Here is a 19,248-nt window from a genome sequence, read left to right on the forward strand (position 1 = left end):
CTGCCCCGCTGCACGACCGCACCCTCCCTCGACGACGAAGGACCGCTGTGCCCCCCACCTCCCGGCCCACCGCGCTGCTGGTCATGGACCCGGCGACGTTCGCGCTGCAGTTCCGCGCCGACGAGCTGGCCCGCCTGACCGCGCTCGCGGACGTCGCCGAACCGGTGTGGACGCCGGATCTCGACAGCCCGGCCGCGCGGCGCCGGCTCGCGGACGCCGAGGTGCTCCTCACCTCCTGGGGCGCGCCGGCGCTGACGCCCGAGCGCCTGGCCGCCGCACCCCGCCTGCGTGCGGTGCTGCACGCGGCGGGCAGCGTGCGCGGGCTCGTGGGCGACGAGGTGTTCCGGCGCGGCGTCCTGGTGAGCACGGCCGCGGAGGCCAACGCCGTGCCCGTCGCCGAGTTCACGCTCGCGGCGATCATCCTGGCGGGCAAGAAGGCGCCGTTCCTGGCAGCGCAGGGCCGGCACGCACCGGTCTCCTGGGGTGCGGTGGTCGGGCGCGAGGACCTGTCGAACCGCGGGCGCACGGTCGTCGTCGTCGGGTTCTCGCGCATCGGCCGTCGCGTGGTCGAGATGCTGCGGCTGCTCGACACGGCGGCGGTGCTCGTCGTCGACCCGTACGCGGACCCGGCGGCGGTGCGGGCCGCCGGCGGCGAGCCCGCCGGGCTCGACGAGGCGCTGCGCCGCGCGGACGTCCTGTCGCTCCACGCGCCGGCGCTGCCGGAGACCCACCGCATGATCGGTGCGCGGGAGCTCGCCCTCCTGCCGGCCGGGGCCACGCTCGTCAACACCGCCCGGGGCAGCCTCGTCGACACCGACGCCCTGCTCGCGGCGTGCGCGGCCGGCCGGCTCGACGCGATCCTCGACGTCACCGACCCCGAACCCTTGCCGACCGGCCACCCGCTGCTCGCGCTGCCCAACGTCATGGTGACGCCGCACGTCGCGGGTTCCCTGGGCGCCGAGACCCGGCGCATGGCCCAGCACGCGCTCGACGAGCTGGAGGCCTTCGCGCAGGGGCGCCCGCTGGCCACGCCGCTGACCGTGGACGCGACGGCGGTGAGCGCGTGAGCGCCGGCGCGGGCTGGGACCGCGACCGCTGGGCCGCCCTCGCCGACCACCTGCTGCTGTCGGTGCGCCCCTACGCCTCCCCGGACCACGCGCTCGTGACCCCGCCCGGCGGCCCGGGCGGCTACGGCACGGCGGTCGACGGCCTCGAGGGCTTCGCGCGGACCTTCCTCACCGCCGGTTTCCGCCTCGCGGGGGAGCGCGGCGCCGACCCGCTCGACCTCGCCGGCTGGTACGCGCAGGGGCTGGCCGCGGGCACGGACCCGCGCGGCCCGCACCGCTGGGTGCGGCTGGAGGAGCACGGGCAGGCGAAGGTCGAGGCGGCCTCGATCGCGCTCGTCCTCGACCTCACGCGGCCGTGGATCTGGGACCGGCTGTCGCCCCGCGTGCAGGAGCAGGTCGTCGACTACCTGGCGCCCGCGGTCGGCGACGACACCTACCCGCGCATCAACTGGGTCTGGTTCCGCCTCGTCGTCCAGACGTTCCTGCGCTCCGTCGGCGGTCCGCACGCGCTCGACGAGATGCGCGCCGACCTGGCCACGCACGACTCCTTCGCGCGCGCCGACGGCTGGCTGTCGGACGGCGCCGAGCGCTCGTTCGACCACTACGTCGGCTGGGCGCTGCACCTCTACCCCACCCTGTGGGCCCGCATGGCCGGGGCGACGGACCTGGCGGCGCCGCGGCGCGAACGGGACACCGCGGCGCTGGACCGGTACCTGCAGGACGCGGTGCACCTCGTCGGTGGCGACGGCTCACCCCTCGTGCAGGGCCGCAGCCTCGCCTACCGGTTCGCGGCGGCAGCGCCCTTCTGGGTGGGGGCGGTCGCCGAGGTGCCGTCGACGCCGCCGGCTGTCCTGCGCCGCTGCGCGTCCGCGGTCGTCGACCACTTCGTCACCCGGGGCGCCCCCGACGAGCGCGGCCTGCTGACCCTCGGCTGGCACGGCGCCTGGCCGGCGCTGGCCCAGTCCTACTCGGGTCCGGGCTCGCCGTACTGGGCGAGCAAGGGGCTGCTCGGCCTGGCGCTGCCGGCGGACCACCCGGTGTGGACCGTCGCCGAGGCGCCCCTGCCGGCGGAGGCGGGCGACGACCTGCGCCGGGTCCGCGCCGCGGGCTGGCTCGTGAGCGGCACGGCGGACGACGGCGTCGTCCGCGTCGTCAACCACGGCACCGACCACGCGGTCCCCGGCGCCACGGGCGGCGACTCCCCGCTGTACGCGCGGCTCGGCTACTCCACGGCGACCGCCCCGCTGCTCGACGAGGGCGCCTGGACGGCGCCGGTGGACCAGTCGGTCGTCCTCGTGGACGCCGCGGGCCGGCGCTCGCACCGCACGGGCTTCGCCGTGCTGGGGCTCGACGACGCTCCGACGACGACGGCCGACGGCTCGCCGGCGGCGGTGTCCGCGACGGCCCTCGTCGCCGGGTCCCGCGCCGCGGCGCACTGGGTGAGCGCCGAGCCGGGCCCCGCGCACGGCAGCGGGCTCGCCGGGACCGCGCAGGGCGCCGGGACGGTGACGACGGTCTCGGTCGTCCGTGGTGCGTGGGAGGTGCGGCTGGTCCGCGTCGAGGACGCGGCGCCGGCGGCGGTGGCCCTCGAGGTCGGCGGCTGGGCGTTGGCCGACGGGACGCCGCCCGCCGAGGGGCCGGCCGGCACGGTGCGCACGGACCGGCTCGTCTCGGCGGTCGTGCCGCTGCCTCTGGGTGGCGAGCGCGAGCAGGGCGGGCTCCGGGTCGAGCGGCGGACGGACGCCTCTCCGCTCGGCACCCATGCCGCGGTGCCGGTGCTCCGGCTGCCCGTCACGACGCCCGGGACGGCAGGAGGCGCGACGGCCGACTGGCACGCGGTGGCCGTCGCCCTCGTCGGGCGCGCACCGGGGTCGCCGACGACCGACGACCCGGCCGCCCCCCGGCTGGACCGGCCGGACCACGCCCACGTGCAGCTGACGTGGGACGACGGAGCACGCACCAGGGTGCGGCTCCCGCAGGACGGGGACGGCGCCGCCGTCCCGTCAGGAGAGGTCGGCGACGACGGACGTCGCCGGACGGTGGAGGAGACGCGATGAAGCGCAGGATCGTGCAGGGGCTCGCCGCCACGGCGGTGACCGCCCTGCTGCTGGGCGGCTGCGGCAGCGGCGGCGAGGCCGCGGCGGACGAGACGCTCGACCCGGACGCCCCCGTCACGCTGACGGTGTCGGTGTGGAACCTCGAGGGGACGCCGGAGTTCGGCGCGCTCTTCGACGCCTACGAGGCGGCGCACCCGAACGTCACGATCGAGCCGGTCGACATCCTGGCCGACGACTACCCGACGAAGGTGACGACGATGCTCGCCGGCGGCGACAGCACCGACGTCATCACGATGAAGAACGTCATCGACTACGCGCGCTACGCCACGAACGGCCAGCTCGCCGACGTCTCCGACCTCGCGGAGGAGACCTCCGACCTCGCGGGCCTGGACGCCTTCGACCAGGACGGCAGCTACTTCGCGCTGCCGTACCGCCAGGACTTCTGGGTCCTCTTCTACAACAAGGCGATCTTCGACGCCGTCGGCGAGGAGTACCCGACCGACCTCACCTGGGACGAGTACGCCGAGCTGGCGGAGCGCATCACCGAGGAGGCCGCCGCGGCCGGGGTGACGCCGGCCGAGGGCCAGACGACCTACGGCACCTACCAGCACACGTGGCGCTCGACGGTGCAGGCGATCGCCGACGCGCAGACCGACGGCGACCAGCTCTCGGGCGACTACGAGTTCTTCGCGCCGTACTACGAGCGGGCGCTGGAGCTGCAGGACGCGGGCGCCACCCTCGACTTCAGCACCGCCTCCACGCAGAAGATCAGCTACCGCACGATGTTCACGACGGGCCAGGCCGCGATGCTGCCCATGGGTTCCTGGTTCATCGCCGGCCTGCTGCAGGCGGAGGCGGCCGGGGAGACCGACGTGGACTGGGGCATCGCCCCGATGCCGCAGGCCGAGGACGCCGACGAGGTCACCACCTTCGGCTCGCCCACCGCGTTCGCGGTGAACAAGAACGCCGAGAACAGCGCCGCCGCGCGGGACTTCGTCGCCTGGGCCGCGAGCGAGGAGGGCGCGAAGGCCATCACCGCCATCGGCGTCGTGCCCTCGCTGCAGTCCGACGCCATCACGGAGGCCTACTTCGCCCTCGAGGGCATGCCGACGGACGAGACCTCGCGGGCTGCCTTCGAGCCCGACGAGGTGGCCCTCGAGATGCCGGTCGCCCCGACGACGAGCCAGGTCGACCAGATCCTCAACGAGGAGCACCAGAACATCATGACGGGCTCCGTGCCCCTCGAGGACGCCCTGGCCACGATGGCCGACCGCGTCCAGAACGAGGTCGGCTGAGGCGACGATGGCCTCCACGACGCTCGACCGCCCCGCCGCCGCACCGCGGCGGGGCGGTCCCGCCGGGCGGCGCCCGGCCTACGTCAACCGGCGCCAGGTGCGCCGCAACACCCTGCTGGGCTGGTCGTTCATCCTGCCCAACTTCGTCGGGTTCGCGCTGCTGACGCTCGTACCCGTCATCGCGACGTTCGGCATCGCCTTCACGCGGTGGAACGCGTACGCCGCCCCCGAGTTCACGGGGCTGGACAACCTCACGCGCCTCGTCGGCGACGAGAACTTCCGCGTCGCCCTGGTGAACACGCTGTACTACACGGTCGGGCACGTGCCGCTGACGATGGCGGCCTCCCTCGGCCTGGCCCTGGCGCTGAACCGGAAGATCCGCGGCCTGGCGTTCTTCCGCACGGCCGCGTTCTTCCCGTACATCACGTCGATCGTCGCCGTCGCCGTGGTCTGGAACATGCTCTACAACCCGTCCCAGGGACCGATCAACCAGCTCCTGACGACGTTCGGCGTCAGCGACCCGCCGGGCTGGACGTCCGACCCCACCTGGGCCATGCCGGCGGTGATCCTCACCGGGGTGTGGAAGGACATGGGCTACTACATGATCCTGTTCCTGGCCGGCCTGCAGACGATCCCGCCGGAGCTGTACGAGGCGGCGAAGACCGACGGCGCCAACGCCCTGCAGCGGTTCCGGCACGTGACGGTCCCGTGCCTGCGCCCCACGACGTTCTTCGTCCTCATCATGCTGACCATCGGCTCGTTCAAGGTCTTCGACCTCATCGTCGTCATGACGAACGGCGGCCCGGGCCGCAGCACGCTCGTGCTGTCCCAGCTCATCTACCGCGAGGGCATCGTCAACGGCCGGTTCGGGTACTCCTCGGCCGTCGCGCTGGCGCTCTTCCTGCTCGTCCTCGTGATCACCCTGCTGCAGTACGCCCGCAACCAGCGGCTGGAGACGTGATGACGACCGCTCTCGGACCCCGCACCGGCACCACCGCCCCGTTGCCCGCCGGCACCCCGGCCGCCACCCGCGACCGCGCCCGGCCCGTGCGCCCGTGGGCGAAGCCGCTCACCTACGTGCTGCTCGTCGCGCTGTCGGCGCTGCTGCTCGTGCCGTTCTTCTGGATGGTCTCGGCGTCGCTGAAGACGAACGACCAGGTCTTCACGGTGCCGATCCGGTGGATCCCGGAGGAGCTCCACTGGGACAACTTCGTCACCATCTGGGACCGGGTCCCGCTGCTGACCTACCTGCGCAACTCGGCGTTCCTCGCCGGGGTCATCACGCTGCTGCAGGTGCTCACCGGGAGCTTCGCGGCGTACGGGTTCTCCAAGATCCGGTTCCCCGGCCGCGACGGGCTCTTCCTCGCCTACATCGCCACCATCGCGGTGCCCTGGCAGGCCTACATGATCCCGCAGTACATCCTCATGCAGCGGGCCGGCCTGGTGAACACGTTCACCGCGCTCATCCTGCTGCAGGCGTTCAGCGCCTTCGGGGTGTTCCTCATGCGGCAGTACTACATGTCCGTGCCCGACGAGCTCGTCGAGGCCGCGCGCATCGACGGGCTGTCGGAGTACGGCATCTACCGGCGGATCATGCTGCCCCTGTCGGTGCCGGCGCTGGCCAGCCTCGCGCTGCTGACCTTCGTCAACACGTGGAACGACTTCATGGGCCCGTTCATCTACCTGACCAGCAACGACCTGTGGACGATCCAGCTCGGGCTGCGCCAGTTCGTCGGCCAGTTCGACGCGGAGTACGCGATGATCATGACCGGCTCGGTGATCTCCGTGATCCCCATCCTGCTCGTCTTCCTCCTCGGGCAGCGGTACTTCATCCAGGGCATCGCGACGAGCGGCCTGAAGGGCTGACCGCCGTGCCGCACCTGTCCTTCGAGACGGCGACGCGCGCCACCGGCGCGGTCTACACGGCGCTGGCGACGAACCTCGCGCTCGCCCTCGCGCTGGGCCCGCTGCTCGTGCTGCTCGCCGCGCTGCCGGCCGGCGCCGGGGGCTGGCCGCTCCTGCTGCTCGTCGCCGGGGCGCTCGGGGCGCCGGCGCTGGCCGGCGCCGCGGCCGTGTGCGCGGCCTGGTCCGCGGACGGCTCGACGACCGCGCTGCGCACCTTCGCGCGCGGCTGGGCCAGGTCGCTCCGGCGGACGGTCCCCGTGGGCCTGGGCGTCGGCGCGGTGCTCGTCGTCGTCGGCGTGGACGCCGTCGTGCTGACCGGGGCACCGGGAGGGACGTCGGTCGGCGCGCTGCTCCTGCCGCTGCTCGTCGTGGTCGGGGCGCTGGCGGTGGCCACCGGCGTGCTGGCGGTCGTGGTGCTGGCGGAGCGCCCGGCGGCCCGCCTGCAGGACGTGCTGCGGCCCGCCGTGTGGATCGCGGTCCGGCGCTGGCCGCTGACGCTGCTCTCGCTGGGGGTGCTGGGGCTCCTCGTCGCCGCCGTGGCCGCGCGGCCCGCGCTCGGCCTCGGCCTCGCGGCCACGCCGCTGCTGTACGTGGTCTGGGCCGGCAGCCGGTGGTCGCTCACGCCCGTCCTGGGCGAGGTGCGCCCTGCCGGCGGCGCTGCGGCGCACCCGGTCGGGACGGCGTGAGGGGTCGGGTACCGTCCGCGGGGCGTGCACCGGCCGGGTCCGGTGCCGGTGCCGAGGGGGCGACGATGACGACGGGCAGCAGCACGGGCAGCAACGACGACACGGGGAGCGGCACGCGCGGCGGCACGGGACCGGCCGGTGGCGACGTGCGCCGGGCGCTCGTCCTCGTCGGTCGCGGGCGCTACGCCGACCCCTGGCACGACGACGCGGCGACCGGCCACCGCGTCGCCGGGGTGCTCGCCGCCCGCGGCCTCGTGCCGGAGGTGCGGGGCACGGCTCCGGACGTGCTCACGGGTGACCTCGCGCCGGCGCACGTCCGGGCGCAGGTTCCGGCGCTGCTCGTCGTCGTCGCCGGCACAGGACGTCGTGACCCCGGCTGGGACGGCGACGACGCCGCCTGGTCCGCCTTCCACTCCCGGCTGGCGGCGCTCGTCGTCGAGCACGGGGTGCCGCTCCTGGCCCTGCACCAGGCGGCCAACACCTTCACCGACGCGCCCGGCTGGGCGGAGCTCGTCGGCGGCCGCTGGGTGCCGGGGCTGTCGATGCACCCGCCGATCGGGCCGGCGACCTTCACGCCGGTACCCGGGGAGGACCATCCGGTGGTCGCGGGGATCGCACCGGTCGAGGCGTTCGACGAGCGCTACTGCCTGCTGCAGCCGGCCGCGTCCTCGCGCGTGCTCGTGACCACGGCCCACGACGGGACGGACCACCCGGTGGTGTGGCAGGCGGCGGGCCCGGGCCGCGTGCTCTACGACGCCCTCGGGCACGACACGCGCTCCTACGACAGCCCGGGGCGGCTCGCCCTCCTGGGGCGTGAGGTGGAGTGGCTTGTCAGCACGGTGAGGTAAGCCTTACCTTCTCCGCGTGACGACGATGCGACCCGCCGACGCCGCGGCCCCGGCCGCGCACGTCCGCGCGCACGCCACCGTGGACCCCGTGCCCGCCGGCCCGGCGCTGTCGGGCCGCGGCCTCCACCTCGCCTACGACGGCCACGTCGTGGCAGCCGACGTCTCGCTCGCCTTGCGCGCCGGCACCGTGACGGCCCTCGTCGGGCCGAACGGCAGCGGCAAGTCCACCGTGCTGCGGGCGCTGGCGCGCCTGCACCGCCCGGGCGCGGGCGAGGTCCTGCTGCCCGAGGGCGACGCGGCCGCGCTCGACGCCCGCTCGTTCGCCCGACGCGTGACCCTCCTCGCGCAGAGCCGGCCGGTGCCGGGCGGTGTCACCGTCCGCGAGGTCGTCGCGTACGGCCGCCACCCGCACCGCGCGCGCTGGCGCGGCACGGACCACGACGGCGCCCGGGCCGTGGCCCACGCCCTGGCCGTGACGGGGACCGCCGCGATGGCGGACCGCTCGGTGGACGAGCTGTCGGGCGGGGAGCTGCAGCGCGTGTGGTTCGCCACCTGCCTCGCCCAGGACACCGCGGTCCTCCTGCTCGACGAGCCGACCAACCACCTCGACCTGCGCTACCAGGTGGAGGTCCTCGACCTCGTCCGCGACCTGGCCGACGAGCACGGCGTGGCCGTCGGGGTCGTCCTGCACGACCTCGACCAGGCCGCGGCCGTCGCGGACCAGGTGGTCCTCCTGCACGGCGGTGCCGTCGTGTCCGCCGGGACGCCCGCCGAGGTGCTCACGGCCGGGGACCTCACCGCCGTGTACGGCCTGCCCGTCGAGGTGAGCACCGACCCGCGCACCGGCCTCGTCCGCACGCACCCCGTGTCCCGCCACGCGGCCCGGCGTCCTGCCGTGCGCCGGCCGGAGCCGGTGCCCGTCGCCTGAGCGACGCCCCCGCCTCCCCACCGACCACCACCGCGCCGCCGCCCGCCCGGGCGCGGCCTCCGCACCCGCCCCTGCCCGGGGCACCGACCCGAGGACGACCATGCCCATCGCCCCCGCCCCCCTGCACGCCCGACCGCCGGCCCGCCGGCTCCGCCGCGGCCGGTCCGCGGTCCTCGCCGCCGGCCTCCTGGCCGCCGCCGTCGCCCTCGCCGGCTGCGGCACCACGGAGGACGCCGCCGCGCAGGACGACGCCGCGACCACCGCGGCCCCGGCCGGCGGCCCGGTCACCCTCACCGACGAGCGCGGCGAGGTCACGCTCGACGCCCCCGCGCAGGACGTCGTCTCCCTCGAGTGGGGCCTGACGGAGAACCTCCTCACGCTCGGCGTCGAGCCCGTCGGGCAGGCGGACGTGGCCGGCTACAACACCTGGGACACCGTCGTGCCGCTCGACGCGGACACCCCCGACGTCGGCTTCCGCGGCGAGCCGAGCCTCGACGCCATCGTGGCGCTGGACGCGGACCTCGTCGTCACCACCACCGACCTGCCCGAGGCCGTCATCGCGCAGATCGAGGAGACGGTCCCGGTCCTGGCCCTGCGCGGGTCGGACGCGGGCGACCCGCTGGGCTACATGCGCTCGACCGTGGAGCTGCTGGCCGAGGCCACGGGCACCGAGGACCGCGCCGAGACCGTGCTGGCCGACTTCGACGCGGCCGTGGCCGACGGGCGGGCGGCGCTCGAGGAGGCCGGCGTCGCCGGCGGGACCGTCACGATGGCCGACGGCTGGGTCACGGACGGCGTCGTGTCCGTCCGCATGTACACCCCCGGCTCCTACCTGGGCGCGCTGCTGGCCGAGCTCGGCCTCGAGAACGGCTGGACGGGCGAGGGCGACCCGGACTACGGCCTCGCGACGACCGACGTCGAGGGTCTGACCGCGCTGGGCGAGCTCGACTTCCTCTACGTGTCGAACGGCGCCGAGACGGACCCGTTCGCCGAGGGCCTCGCCGGCAACGCGGTGTGGGAGGGCCTGCCCTTCGTCGCGGCCGGCGACGTGCACCGTCTGCCCGACGGCATCTGGCTCTTCGGCGGCCCGGCCTCCGGCACGGCGTACGTCGAGGCCGTCGTCGACGCGCTCGCGGGCTGACGTGACCGCCGTCGCGGGGGCCCCGGCGGTCGCGGCCCCCGCGGGTGGCGCCCCGTCCGGCGAGGTGGCCCCTCCCGACCGCCGTGCCGCCGGCCGCCCGGCCGCGGCCGTGCTCGTCGGCGTCCTCCTGCTCGTCGTCGTGCTCGGCGCCGTGGACCTCACGCTCGGCACGTCGTCCGTGGGCCTCGGCGACCTGGTGCGGCTCGTCGTCGGGGAGGGCGACGAGCGCACCGCCGCCGTGCTCGTCGCCTCCCGGCTGCCGCGGGTCCTCGCGGCGGTGCTCGTCGGGCTCGCGCTCGGCGTGGCCGGGGCCGTGCTGCAGTCCGTGGCGCGCAACCCGCTGGCGTCGCCGGACACGCTCGCGGTGAACGCCGGGGCGCACCTCGCGGTCGTGCTCACGGCCGTGGCCGGCGCCTCGCTGCCGCTGCTGCTGCGCGGGTCGGTGGCCTTCGTCGGCGGGCTCGCGGCGGCCGGGCTGGTGCTCGCGCTGAGCCGGGCCGGGGCCGCGGGCCCGACCCGGCTGGTGCTCGCGGGGTCCGCCACGACGCTGGCGCTGGCCGCGCTCACCACGGTCCTCCTCGTGCTGTTCGCGCAGGAGACGACGGGCCTGTTCGCGTGGGGCAGCGGGTCGGTCGTCCAGTCCGGGACGCGGACCGTCCTGCAGGTGCTGCCGGTCGTCCTCGTGGTGGGCGCGGGCACCGTCGCGCTCGCCTCGCGCCTGGACCTCCTGGCGCTGGGCGACGACGCCGCCGCCTCCCTCGGCCTGGCCGTCGGCCGCACGCGGGTGCTGGCCGTGGTGCTCGCCGTGGTGCTGTCCGCCGCCGCGGTGACGGTGGCCGGACCGGTCGGGTTCGTCGGGCTCGCGGCGCCCGTGCTGGCGCGGCTCGTCGCCCGGCGGGTCCCGGGGCTGTCCCGGCACCGGCTGCTGCTGCCGTTCGCGGGGCTCGTCGGCGCCGTCGTCGTGCTGGCCGCGGACCTGCTGCTGCGCGTCCTCCTGCCCGGCACGGACGCGGTCGCGGTGCCCACGGGCGTGGTGACCACGCTGCTCGGCGCGGTCGTCCTCGTCGTCGTCGCCCGCCGGCTGCGCGACGAGGTCGCCCGCCGGAGCGCCGGCGCGGGAGCCGGCGTCCGCCCGCGCACCGCCCGGCGGGCGCTCGCCGTCGGCGGCGGCCTGGTCGCCGCGCTGGTCGGGGCCGTCGTGGCCGCGCTGCTGCTCGGGGACCGGCTGCTGCTGCTCGGGGACGTCGCGCTGTGGCTCGACGGCACCGCCGGGCGGACGGTCTCCTTCGTGCTCGACCAGCGGGTGCCGCGCGTGCTCGCGGCGGTCCTGGCCGGGGCGGCGCTCGCGCTCGCGGGGGCGGTCGTGCAGGCGGTGTGCCGCAACGCGCTGGCCGAGCCGTCGCTGCTCGGGGTGACCGGCGGTGCGGGGGTGGGCGCGGTGGTGCTCATCGTGCTGGTGCCGACGGCGGGCCCGTGGGTCGTGCCGGCCGCGGCCGCCGCGGGGGCGCTGGTCGCGTTCGCCCTCGTGCAGGCCCTCGCCGCGCGCGGGGGGCTGGGGTCGGACCGGGTCGTGCTCGTCGGCCTCGGGGTGCAGGCGGCGACGACCGCGCTCATCACCGTGCTCGTCGTCGTCACCAACCCCTGGAACACGACGATGGCGCTCACCTGGCTCTCGGGCTCGACCTACGGGCGCTCCCTGGCGCAGTGCGCGCCCGTCGCGGTCGCGCTGCTCGTCGTGCTGCCCGTGGCCCTCGCGCGGCGGCGGACGCTCGACCTCGTCGCGCTCGACGACGACACCCCGCGCGTCCTGGGCGTGCGGCTCGCGCGCGAGCGGGGCGTCCTGCTGACGCTGGCCGCGCTGCTCACGGCCGCGGCGGTGGCCGCGGTCGGGATCGTGGGCTTCGTCGGGCTCGTCGCCCCGCACCTGGCCCGGCGGCTCGTCGGCGCGGGGCACGCGCGCGTCCTGCCGGTCGCCACCGTGCTGGGTGCGCTGCTCGTCAGCGTGTCCGACACGATCGGCCGGACCGTCATCGCCCCGGGCCAGGTCCCGGTCGGGCTCGTCACCGCGCTCGTCGGGGCGCCGTACTTCGTGTGGCTGCTCTGGCGCACGCGGCGGCGCGCCGGGGTGTGAGCGCGGGCGCGGGACGAGGGCCGCGGGCCGGGCTCAACCGCGCGGAGGCGTGCTGTCCCGCAGCACGACCTCCGTGCGGATCTCGGTCGCACGGACCTCGTCGCCCCGCGGGGTGAGCGCCAGCTCGGCGGCGGCCTCACCCGCCTCGTCGAGCGGGATGCGGACGGTGGTCAGCCCGGGCACGACGTCCCTCAGCGTCGCGATGTCGTCGAAACCGGCGACGGCCACGTCCTCGGGCACGCGCACGCCCAGCGCCCGGGCCGCCGAGAGGGCCCCGAGGGCCATGACGTCGTTGGCGGCGAAGACGACCTCCGGCCGAGGGCGCGTGCGCAGCAAGGTGGTCATCGCCTCGGCGCCGCCCTCCCACGTGAACGCCCCGTGCACCACGTCGGCCGGGTCGATCCGGCCGCCCGCACCGGTCCAGGCGGTGACGAAGCCGTCGCGCCGGTTCTGCGCCGTGAGCCGGTCGGTCGGTCCGCCGAGGATCGCCGCCCGCCGGTAGCCCAGCCCCCACAGCGCGAGCGCCAGGTCCCGCGCGCCGCCGGCGTTGTCGATGACGACGCTGTCCACGCCGTCCAGCGGCTGCCCGACGAGGGCCACCGACGCGCCGCCCGCCTGGAGGTCCAGCAGCGCCGCGCGCAGGCGCTCCTCGCGGTCGGGGTCGGCGAGCCGACCGCCGGCGACGATGACGGCCCGCGCGCGCAGGCGCTGCATGAGCGCGACGAGCTCGATCTCCCGGTCGGCCTCGTTCTGCGTGCTCGCCAGCGTCACGTGCAGGCCCACGCGGTCCGCGGCGCGCGTGACGGCCGCCGCGATCGTCGAGAAGTAGGGGTCGGCGATGTCGTGCACGACGAGGCCGACGGAGGTCGTCGCGCCGCGGGCCATGGCCTGGGCGTTGGCGTCGGGCGCGTACCGCAGCTCCGCGGCGGCGGCGACCACGCGCTCGCGCAGGGCCGGCTGGACGGTGCGGTTCGAGCTGCCGTTGAGCGCCCGGGAGGCGGTCGCGAGCGACACGCCGGCCTGGCGTGCCACGTCGCTCAGCGTCACCCTCGCCACCACGGGGAGAGGGTAGCGGTCGGAGGCCCGCCCGCGGCGGCCCGCGCGGCGCAGCGCGCGGTCGGTCGCCGGCTCCGGCGGGCGAGCCGCCCGGGCGTCGGGCAGGACGTCGGTCACGGCGGCTCCTTCGCCGGTCGCGCCCGCCGGCCCTCGTCGGCCGGTGGGAGGAAAGCGCTTGCAGGTCCGACTGTACTCATCCGGACGGGGGACGGAACCCCCTCGCGCCGCGCCGACGGCGGTTCCCGGAGCGCTGCGGCCGGTGCTTGACGGACCCGCCACCGGCCCCTACCGTGGAAAGCGCATTCCTCCGGCGCCGGTGCCGGGGGCGGACGAGGACCCTGGAGCTGGAATGGCCACGCGCACGCTGCGGATCGCGATGAACGGCATCACGGGACGGATGGGGTACCGCCAGCACCTGGTGCGCTCGATCCTCCCGATCCGCGAGCAGGGCGGCATCACCCTGCCCGACGGGACGACCGTGCAGGTCGAGCCCGTCCTCGTCGGCCGCAACGCGGAGAAGGTCGAGGCGCTGGCGCGGCAGCACGACGTCGAGCACTGGACGACGGACCTCGAGCAGGCCATCCACGACGACGCGACCGACATCGTCTTCGACGCCTCGATGACCAGCCTGCGCGCGGACACGCTGAGCCGGGCCATGAAGGCCGGCAAGCACGTCTACACGGAGAAGCCGACGGCCGAGACGCTGGCCGAGGCCGTCGACCTGGCCCGCCTGCGCGAGGAGACCGGCGTCACCGCGGGCGTCGTGCACGACAAGCTGTACCTGCCGGGCCTGGTCAAGCTGCGCCGCCTCGTCGACGAGGGCTTCTTCGGCCGGATCCTGTCCCTGCGCGGCGAGTTCGGGTACTGGGTGTTCGAGGGCGAGCACCAGGCGGCCCAGCGCCCGTCGTGGAACTACCGCAAGCAGGAGGGCGGCGGCATGACCGTCGACATGTTCTGCCACTGGAACTACGTGCTCGAGGGCATCATCGGGACGGTCCGCACGGTCTCGGCGCAGACCGCCACGCACATCCCGGTCCGCTGGGACGAGCGCGGCGACGTGTACGACGCCACCGCGGACGACGCCGCCTACGGCATCTTCGGCCTGGAGACCCCGGCCGGGGACCCCGTCGTCGCCCAGATCAACTCCTCCTGGGCGGTGCGCGTGCACCGCGACGAGCTCGTCGAGTTCCAGGTGGACGGCACGCACGGCTCGGCCGTCGCCGGGCTGTTCCGGTGCGTCGCCCAGCAGCGCGCCCACACGCCCAAGCCGGTGTGGAACCCCGACCTGCCGACGACCGAGCGCTTCCGCGACCAGTGGCTGGACGTCCCCGCCAACGCCGAGCTGCAGAACGGGTTCAAGGCGCAGTGGGAGGAGTTCCTCGCGGACGTCGCCCAGGGGCGCCCGCACCGCTTCGACCTCTTGTCGGCCGCGCGCGGCGTGCAGCTCGCCGAGCTCGGGCTGCGCTCCTCCGACGAGGGTCGCCGCCTCGACGTCCCGGCGATCACGCTGTGACGACGGCACCCGAGGTGGCTGCGCGCACCGCGGTCGCACCCGTCGGTCGGGCCGTGGCCGGCCGTCCGGCCGAGCTCGCGCGGCTGTCGTTGAACACGGCGACGACGAAGGCGCTGACGCTCGGGCAGGCGTCGGCGGCCGCGGCCGGCGCCGGCCTGTCGTCGATCGGCCTGTGGCGGGACCGCGTGCAGGAGGTGGGTGCGGCGCGGGCTGCGCGCATCGTCGCCGACCACGGCCTGCGCGTCTCCTCGCTGTGCCGCGGGGGCTTCCTCACGGCCGCCGACGAGACCGCCGCCCGCCATGCGCTCGACGACAACCGGCGCGCGATCGAGGAGGCCGCCACCGTCGGCACCCGGGAGCTCGTCATGGTCGTCGGCGGGCTGCCGGCGGCGAGCGCCCCCGGGGGCCCGGCGCAGCCCTACCCCGGGGACCGTGCCGCGGACCCGGGCCGCGACGTCGTCGCCGCCCGGGCGCGGGTGGCCGAGCGGATCGGCGAGCTCGCGCCGTTCGCGGCCGGGCACGGCGTGCGGCTGGTGCTCGAGGCGCTGCACCCGATGTTCGCGGCCGACCGTGCCGTCATCTCGACGCTCGGCCAGGCGCTCGACCTCGCGGAGCCGTTCCCGGCGGAGGTCGTCGGCGTCGTCATCGACACCTACCACGTGTGGTGGGACCCGGACCTGCGCGCGCAGGTCGCGCGGGCGGGCGTGTCCGGCCGCATCGCCGGCTACCAGGTGTGCGACTGGACCCTGCCGCTGGCCGCCGACCCGCTGCTGTCCCGCGGGCACGTCGGCGACGGCTACGTGGACTTCGCGTCCATCACCCGCTGGGTCGCCGAGGCCGGGTACACCGGCGACGTCGAGGTGGAGATCTTCCACCAGGGCGTCTGGGACACCCCGGCCGAGCAGACCCTGGGCACCATGGCGGAACGGTACGTCCGGCACGTCCTGCCGTACCTCTGACCCGACCGCTCAAGGGCGGCCCTCCGTCACCCGATGGGAGCAGCGGGGCACGGCGGACGGAGGGCGGTCATGGACGGCATCGCGGGGATCGGCGGCAGGATCGCGGCGATCGAGAGCGGCATCGCCGAGCTGCGGACCGGTGCCGGCGTGGCGACGGCGACGACGTGGCCCGCCGGCGCGGCCGGCGGTGTCCTCGGCATGTCGAGCTTCGCGGGGCCGTCCTCGTCGGCGGCCGGCACCACGACCGGCACCACGACCGGCACGACCGGCACGACGGCCGGAGGCTTCGCGTCCGTGCTGGCGGACCAGGTGGCACGGACGACGACGGCCGGACCGGCGGCGGCGCCGTCACCGGTCGGTGGCACCGCCCTGCCGGCGGTCGCCGGGTTCACCGCCGAGCAGGTCGGCAACGCCGCGGCGATCGTCGCGGCCGGGCGGGCGCTGGGCCTGTCCGTGCGCGACCAGACCATCGGCGTCATGACGGCGATGGGGGAGTCCTCGCTGCGCAACGTCGACCACGGCGACGCCGCGGGACCCGACAGCATCGGCCTGTTCCAGCAGCGCGACAACGGCGCGTGGGGCACGCTCGCGGACCGCACCGACCCGACCCGCAGCGCCACAGGCTTCTTCCGCGCCCTGCAGGGCGTCGCCGGGCGGGACGCCATGGCGCCGACGCTCGTCGCCCACGCCGTGCAGCGGAACGCCGACCCGCAGCACTACGCGTCGCGCTGGGCCGACGCGGTGCGGGTCGTCGGCGCCCTCACGGGCGCGGCGACCACCGGCGCCTGAGGGCACCGGCCGGCAGGGGTCAGCCCACCTCGCCCAGCACCGTGACGCTCGACCCGACGCTGAGCCGGTCGGCGACGCGCTGAGCCGTGGCGAGGGCCTCGTCCTCCGATGCGGCCGTGACGTGCAGGGTGAACTCGACGCCCTCGTCCTGCCGGAGCGCCTCCTCGACGGCGACGCCGCTCTCGTCGGCGACGGCGGCGTCGAGCGGCGAGGCCTGCCCCTCGAGCCAGTCGGCGGTCTGCGCGGTGCCGGAGATGCGGTAGGCGGCCATGGGTCCAGCCTGGGATCGTCACGCGCGACCCGCCACCCGGGCGGCCGGCGAGGGCCCGTGAGCGGCAGACTGGCCGGGTGCGCGAGCTCGTCGTCCTCGGGACGGCCTCCCAGGTGCCCACCCGGACGCGCAACCACAACGGCTACGTGCTGCGGTGGGACTCCGAGACGTACCTGTTCGACCCCGGCGAGGGGACGCAGCGCCAGCTCACGCTCGCCGGGGTGGCGCCGCCGGCCATCACGCGCATCTGCCTGACCCACCTGCACGGCGACCACAGCCTCGGTCTGCCCGGCGTGCTGTCGCGGCTCGTGCTCGACGGGGTGCAGCACCCGGTCCACCTGCACTACCCTCGCGGCGGCGAGGACGTGCTGCGCGCCCTCGTCGGCCTGGCCACGCCGGGGCTGGACCTGCGCCTGCACCCGCACGACGAGGCGGGACCGGTCGCGGACGGGCTCGAGGTGGCCCCGCTGCGCCACCGCGTGCCGACCTTCGGCTACCGGGTCGTCGAGCCGGACGGCCGCACGCTGCTGCCCGACCGGCTGGCCGCTGCGGGGCTGGCCGGGCCCGCGGTGGGGGAGCTCGTCCGGACCGGGACGGCGACGACCGCGGCCGGGCCCCTGCGGCTGGAGGACGTCTCCGTGCCGCGGCCGGGGCAGCGGGTCGCCGTCGTCATGGACACGGCGCCCTGCGTCGGCGCCGAGGCGCTCGCGGACGGTGCCGACCTGCTGCTGGCCGAGTGCACGTTCGCCGACGAGGACGCAGACCTCGCCGCGGCCTACCGGCACCTCACCGCCGGCGAGGCCGGGGCGCTCGCCGGCAGGGCGGGGGCGCGGCTGCTGGTGCTCACGCACTTCTCGGGGCGCTACGACGACCTCGAGCCGCTGGCGGTGCAGGCCCGCGCGGCGGCCGGCGACGCGCGGGTCGTCGTCGCCCACGACCTCGACCGCATCGGGCTGCCGCGGCGGCGCGGCGCGGCACCCCGGCGGCGCTAGGGTCGCCCCGCCGCCCTGCCCGGGCCCCTTCGTCCCGCCGTGACCTCCGCGCCCGTCCGCGAGCGGTCGACGGGCGGTCGGCGTGCCGGGGGACGGCGCCCGACGACGACGGCCCGTACCGAGGAGCAGGACGATGACGACAGCAGCGTGGCGACGAGGACGGGGGGCCGTGGTCGCGGTCCTCACGGCGGCGGTGGTCGTCGTGCCGGGCGCCGTGGCGGCGTCGGCCGCGTCGGGCACGGGCTCCGTGTCGGTCGCCGACGGGAGCGGCTACCGGCCGGTGCGGACGGACGTCGCCGCGACCTGGCTGGTGGACGAGGGGCGGGGCGTCGAGGTGCCCTCGGACACCTGGGAGGCGCGGGTCCGGCTCCCCTGGGAGATGGACCAGCTGCTCCGCGAGTCGGACGGCAGGCCGACGACCTGGACGACCGTCGACGGCTGCCAGGACCGCTACTCCTCCTCCTACTACGACGGCGTCGTCGCCGTGAACCACGTCGACGCGAGGGCGCGGTGCTCCGTCACGGACGCGACGGCGCCCGTCCTGGTGACCGTGGCCGGCGAGGGCGGCGGCACGCGGGTCGCGCTCACCATCGAGGTCGTCTCGACCGGGACGCCGGTGCCGGGTGGCTCGGCGATCGTCGACGTCGACCTGCCGGTCGACCACGGCGGCGAGGAGTCGCGCGAGTACGTGGTCGCGCCCGTCGAGGTCGGGACGCGCGTGGTGCTCGACCTGTCGATCCCCGACCTCGTCCGGTCCGGCGCCTTCGTCCCCTCGTACGTGCGGCGGGACGGCGCCGCGACGCGGCCGTCGACGATGACGGCCCGGCACGCGCCCGGCGACCCTGCGGTGGACATCGCCCTCCCCGGTGCCGTCGAGGACGGCGACTGGGCCGTCCTGACCCAGACGGAGACCCTCGACGACCTGACCCGCCACGTGAGGATCAGCGTCCCGCTCCGCCGTGCCGTCGTCGCCGAGCCCGTCGACGCGTACGTGACCCACGTGTACGGCGACCTCTTCGGCCGCGCGCCCGAGCCCGCGGGTCTCGCCGGGTGGTCGCAGGCGCTCCGGGCAGGAACGCCGTACTCCGCCGTGGCGGACGCGATCACCGCCTCGGCGGAGTTCCGCTCCGGGCTCATCCGGGAGTCCTACCTGCACTACCTGGGCCGGAGCCCGGACGCCGCGGGCGCGGCCGGATGGCTGGACGCCATGGGCCGCGGCATGCCGATCCAGCAGATGGAGTCGGGGTTCATCGCCTCGCAGGAGTACTTCCTCTTCTCGGGCGGGACGATCGAGGGCTGGGTCGAGGCGCTGTACCTCGACGTCCTCGGTCGCGAGGCGTCGCCCGACGAGGTGGCGGGTTGGCGCACCGCGATCGAGCGGGGTGCCGGGCGCGCGCAGGTCGCCACCGGCTTCCTGTACTCGACGGAGCACCTCTCGACCGTCGTCGGCGCGTACTACCGGGAGCTCCTGCACCGGGAGGCGGACCACTCCGGCGTGCTGGGGTGGGTCCGGGCCCTGCAGGCCGGTGAGCGGTCGGAGCGCATCGTCTCCGGCATCGTCGCCAGCCCCGAGTACCGGGCCGGCGTCCCGCTGCCCTGAGCCCAGGGCG

General features: G+C 76.1%; 17 protein-coding genes. 15 read left to right on the top strand and 2 right to left on the bottom strand.

Annotated features, from left to right (window positions below; all coding sequences use genetic code 11):
- The first annotated feature begins 47 nt into the window (after positions 1–47).
- The 10 genes from AC2TDM_RS01830 to AC2TDM_RS01875 all read left to right on the top strand — a co-directional run bounded on the left by AC2TDM_RS01830 (position 48) and on the right by AC2TDM_RS01875 (position 12,058).
- On the top strand, positions 48–1,067 hold the full coding sequence (locus tag AC2TDM_RS01830) for a hydroxyacid dehydrogenase (protein WP_484635650.1): 1,020 nt from the start codon (positions 48–50) through the stop codon (positions 1,065–1,067).
- A complete protein-coding gene (locus AC2TDM_RS01835) occupies positions 1,064–3,124 on the top strand; it encodes a DUF2264 domain-containing protein (RefSeq protein ID WP_484635651.1) in 2,061 nt (686 codons plus the stop codon). Before AC2TDM_RS01830 ends, AC2TDM_RS01835 begins: the two co-directional genes overlap by 4 nt.
- Positions 3,121–4,419: an ABC transporter substrate-binding protein gene (locus tag AC2TDM_RS01840; RefSeq protein ID WP_484635652.1), complete on the top strand. Its 1,299-nt coding sequence runs from the start codon at positions 3,121–3,123 to the stop codon at positions 4,417–4,419. The genes AC2TDM_RS01835 and AC2TDM_RS01840 overlap by 4 nt, the downstream gene beginning before the upstream one ends.
- 7 nt (positions 4,420–4,426) lie before the next feature.
- Complete coding sequence (locus AC2TDM_RS01845) at positions 4,427–5,380, top strand: carbohydrate ABC transporter permease (RefSeq protein WP_090034612.1); 954 nt, start codon at positions 4,427–4,429, stop codon at positions 5,378–5,380.
- Positions 5,380–6,285, top strand: a complete 906-nt coding sequence (locus AC2TDM_RS01850; RefSeq protein WP_484635653.1) for a carbohydrate ABC transporter permease — start codon at positions 5,380–5,382, stop codon at positions 6,283–6,285. Before AC2TDM_RS01845 ends, AC2TDM_RS01850 begins: the two co-directional genes overlap by 1 nt.
- Positions 6,286–6,290: 5 nt before the next feature.
- A complete protein-coding gene (locus AC2TDM_RS01855; RefSeq protein ID WP_484635654.1) occupies positions 6,291–7,010 on the top strand; it encodes a hypothetical protein in 720 nt (239 codons plus the stop codon).
- Between the two features lie 65 nt (positions 7,011–7,075).
- Positions 7,076–7,858 (top strand): ThuA domain-containing protein, encoded by a 783-nt coding sequence (locus AC2TDM_RS01860; protein ID WP_484635655.1) that lies wholly within the window; start codon positions 7,076–7,078, stop codon positions 7,856–7,858.
- Positions 7,859–7,883: 25 nt separating this feature from the next.
- The gene (locus AC2TDM_RS01865; protein ID WP_484636372.1) at positions 7,884–8,786 is read left to right on the top strand and encodes an ABC transporter ATP-binding protein; all 903 of its coding nucleotides are present in this window, start codon (positions 7,884–7,886) and stop codon (positions 8,784–8,786) included.
- 100 nt (positions 8,787–8,886) lie between these two features.
- Positions 8,887–9,927, top strand: coding sequence for an ABC transporter substrate-binding protein (locus AC2TDM_RS01870; RefSeq protein WP_484635656.1), 1,041 nt, complete (start codon positions 8,887–8,889; stop codon positions 9,925–9,927).
- A 1-nt stretch (position 9,928) separates the two neighbouring features.
- Positions 9,929–12,058 carry an iron ABC transporter permease gene (locus AC2TDM_RS01875; RefSeq protein ID WP_484635657.1) on the top strand — a complete coding sequence of 710 codons (2,130 nt, stop codon included), beginning with the start codon at positions 9,929–9,931 and terminating at the stop codon, positions 12,056–12,058.
- A gap of 33 nt (positions 12,059–12,091) precedes the next feature.
- Here the strand turns inward: AC2TDM_RS01875 and AC2TDM_RS01880 are convergent, their stop codons facing one another.
- The gene (locus AC2TDM_RS01880) at positions 12,092–13,231 is read right to left on the bottom strand and encodes a LacI family DNA-binding transcriptional regulator (RefSeq protein ID WP_484635658.1); all 1,140 of its coding nucleotides are present in this window, start codon (positions 13,229–13,231) and stop codon (positions 12,092–12,094) included.
- Positions 13,232–13,463: 232 nt separating this feature from the next.
- Between AC2TDM_RS01880 and AC2TDM_RS01885 the strand changes: the two genes are divergently transcribed.
- The 3 genes from AC2TDM_RS01885 to AC2TDM_RS01895 all read left to right on the top strand — a co-directional run bounded on the left by AC2TDM_RS01885 (position 13,464) and on the right by AC2TDM_RS01895 (position 16,375).
- Positions 13,464–14,627, top strand: coding sequence for a Gfo/Idh/MocA family protein (locus AC2TDM_RS01885; RefSeq protein ID WP_484635659.1), 1,164 nt, complete (start codon positions 13,464–13,466; stop codon positions 14,625–14,627).
- A gap of 53 nt (positions 14,628–14,680) precedes the next feature.
- On the top strand, positions 14,681–15,586 hold the full coding sequence (locus tag AC2TDM_RS01890) for a sugar phosphate isomerase/epimerase family protein (protein WP_484635660.1): 906 nt from the start codon (positions 14,681–14,683) through the stop codon (positions 15,584–15,586).
- 69 nt (positions 15,587–15,655) lie between these two features.
- Positions 15,656–16,375, top strand: coding sequence for a hypothetical protein (locus AC2TDM_RS01895; protein ID WP_484635661.1), 720 nt, complete (start codon positions 15,656–15,658; stop codon positions 16,373–16,375).
- Between the two features lie 19 nt (positions 16,376–16,394).
- Here AC2TDM_RS01895 and AC2TDM_RS01900 read toward each other — a convergent pair whose 3' ends face one another.
- On the bottom strand, positions 16,395–16,646 hold the full coding sequence (locus tag AC2TDM_RS01900) for a hypothetical protein (RefSeq protein WP_484635662.1): 252 nt from the start codon (positions 16,644–16,646) through the stop codon (positions 16,395–16,397).
- 77 nt (positions 16,647–16,723) lie between these two features.
- Between AC2TDM_RS01900 and AC2TDM_RS01905 the strand changes: the two genes are divergently transcribed.
- Positions 16,724–17,638: a ribonuclease Z gene (locus AC2TDM_RS01905; protein WP_484635663.1), complete on the top strand. Its 915-nt coding sequence runs from the start codon at positions 16,724–16,726 to the stop codon at positions 17,636–17,638.
- Positions 17,639–17,771: 133 nt separating this feature from the next.
- Complete coding sequence (locus AC2TDM_RS01910; RefSeq protein WP_484635664.1) at positions 17,772–19,238, top strand: DUF4214 domain-containing protein; 1,467 nt, start codon at positions 17,772–17,774, stop codon at positions 19,236–19,238.
- Positions 19,239–19,248 lie beyond the last annotated feature (10 nt).

Source organism: Cellulomonas sp. plas2 (assembly GCF_057221735.1).

Bases quoted from the DNA above. Each gene is read 5' to 3' on its own strand.
- AC2TDM_RS01840 (WP_484635652.1), top strand. From the start codon at position 3,121: ATGAAGCGCAGGATCGTGCAGGGGCTCGCCGCCACGGCGGTGACCGCC.
- AC2TDM_RS01845 (WP_090034612.1), top strand. From the start codon at position 4,427: ATGGCCTCCACGACGCTCGACCGCCCCGCCGCCGCACCGCGGCGGGGC.
- AC2TDM_RS01850 (WP_484635653.1), top strand. From the start codon at position 5,380: ATGACGACCGCTCTCGGACCCCGCACCGGCACCACCGCCCCGTTGCCC.
- AC2TDM_RS01860 (WP_484635655.1), top strand. From the start codon at position 7,076: ATGACGACGGGCAGCAGCACGGGCAGCAACGACGACACGGGGAGCGGC.
- AC2TDM_RS01865 (WP_484636372.1), top strand. From the start codon at position 7,884: ATGCGACCCGCCGACGCCGCGGCCCCGGCCGCGCACGTCCGCGCGCAC.
- AC2TDM_RS01870 (WP_484635656.1), top strand. From the start codon at position 8,887: ATGCCCATCGCCCCCGCCCCCCTGCACGCCCGACCGCCGGCCCGCCGG.
- AC2TDM_RS01885 (WP_484635659.1), top strand. From the start codon at position 13,464: ATGGCCACGCGCACGCTGCGGATCGCGATGAACGGCATCACGGGACGG.
- AC2TDM_RS01895 (WP_484635661.1), top strand. From the start codon at position 15,656: ATGGACGGCATCGCGGGGATCGGCGGCAGGATCGCGGCGATCGAGAGC.
- AC2TDM_RS01900 (WP_484635662.1), bottom strand. From the start codon at position 16,646: ATGGCCGCCTACCGCATCTCCGGCACCGCGCAGACCGCCGACTGGCTC.
- AC2TDM_RS01910 (WP_484635664.1), top strand. From the start codon at position 17,772: ATGACGACAGCAGCGTGGCGACGAGGACGGGGGGCCGTGGTCGCGGTC.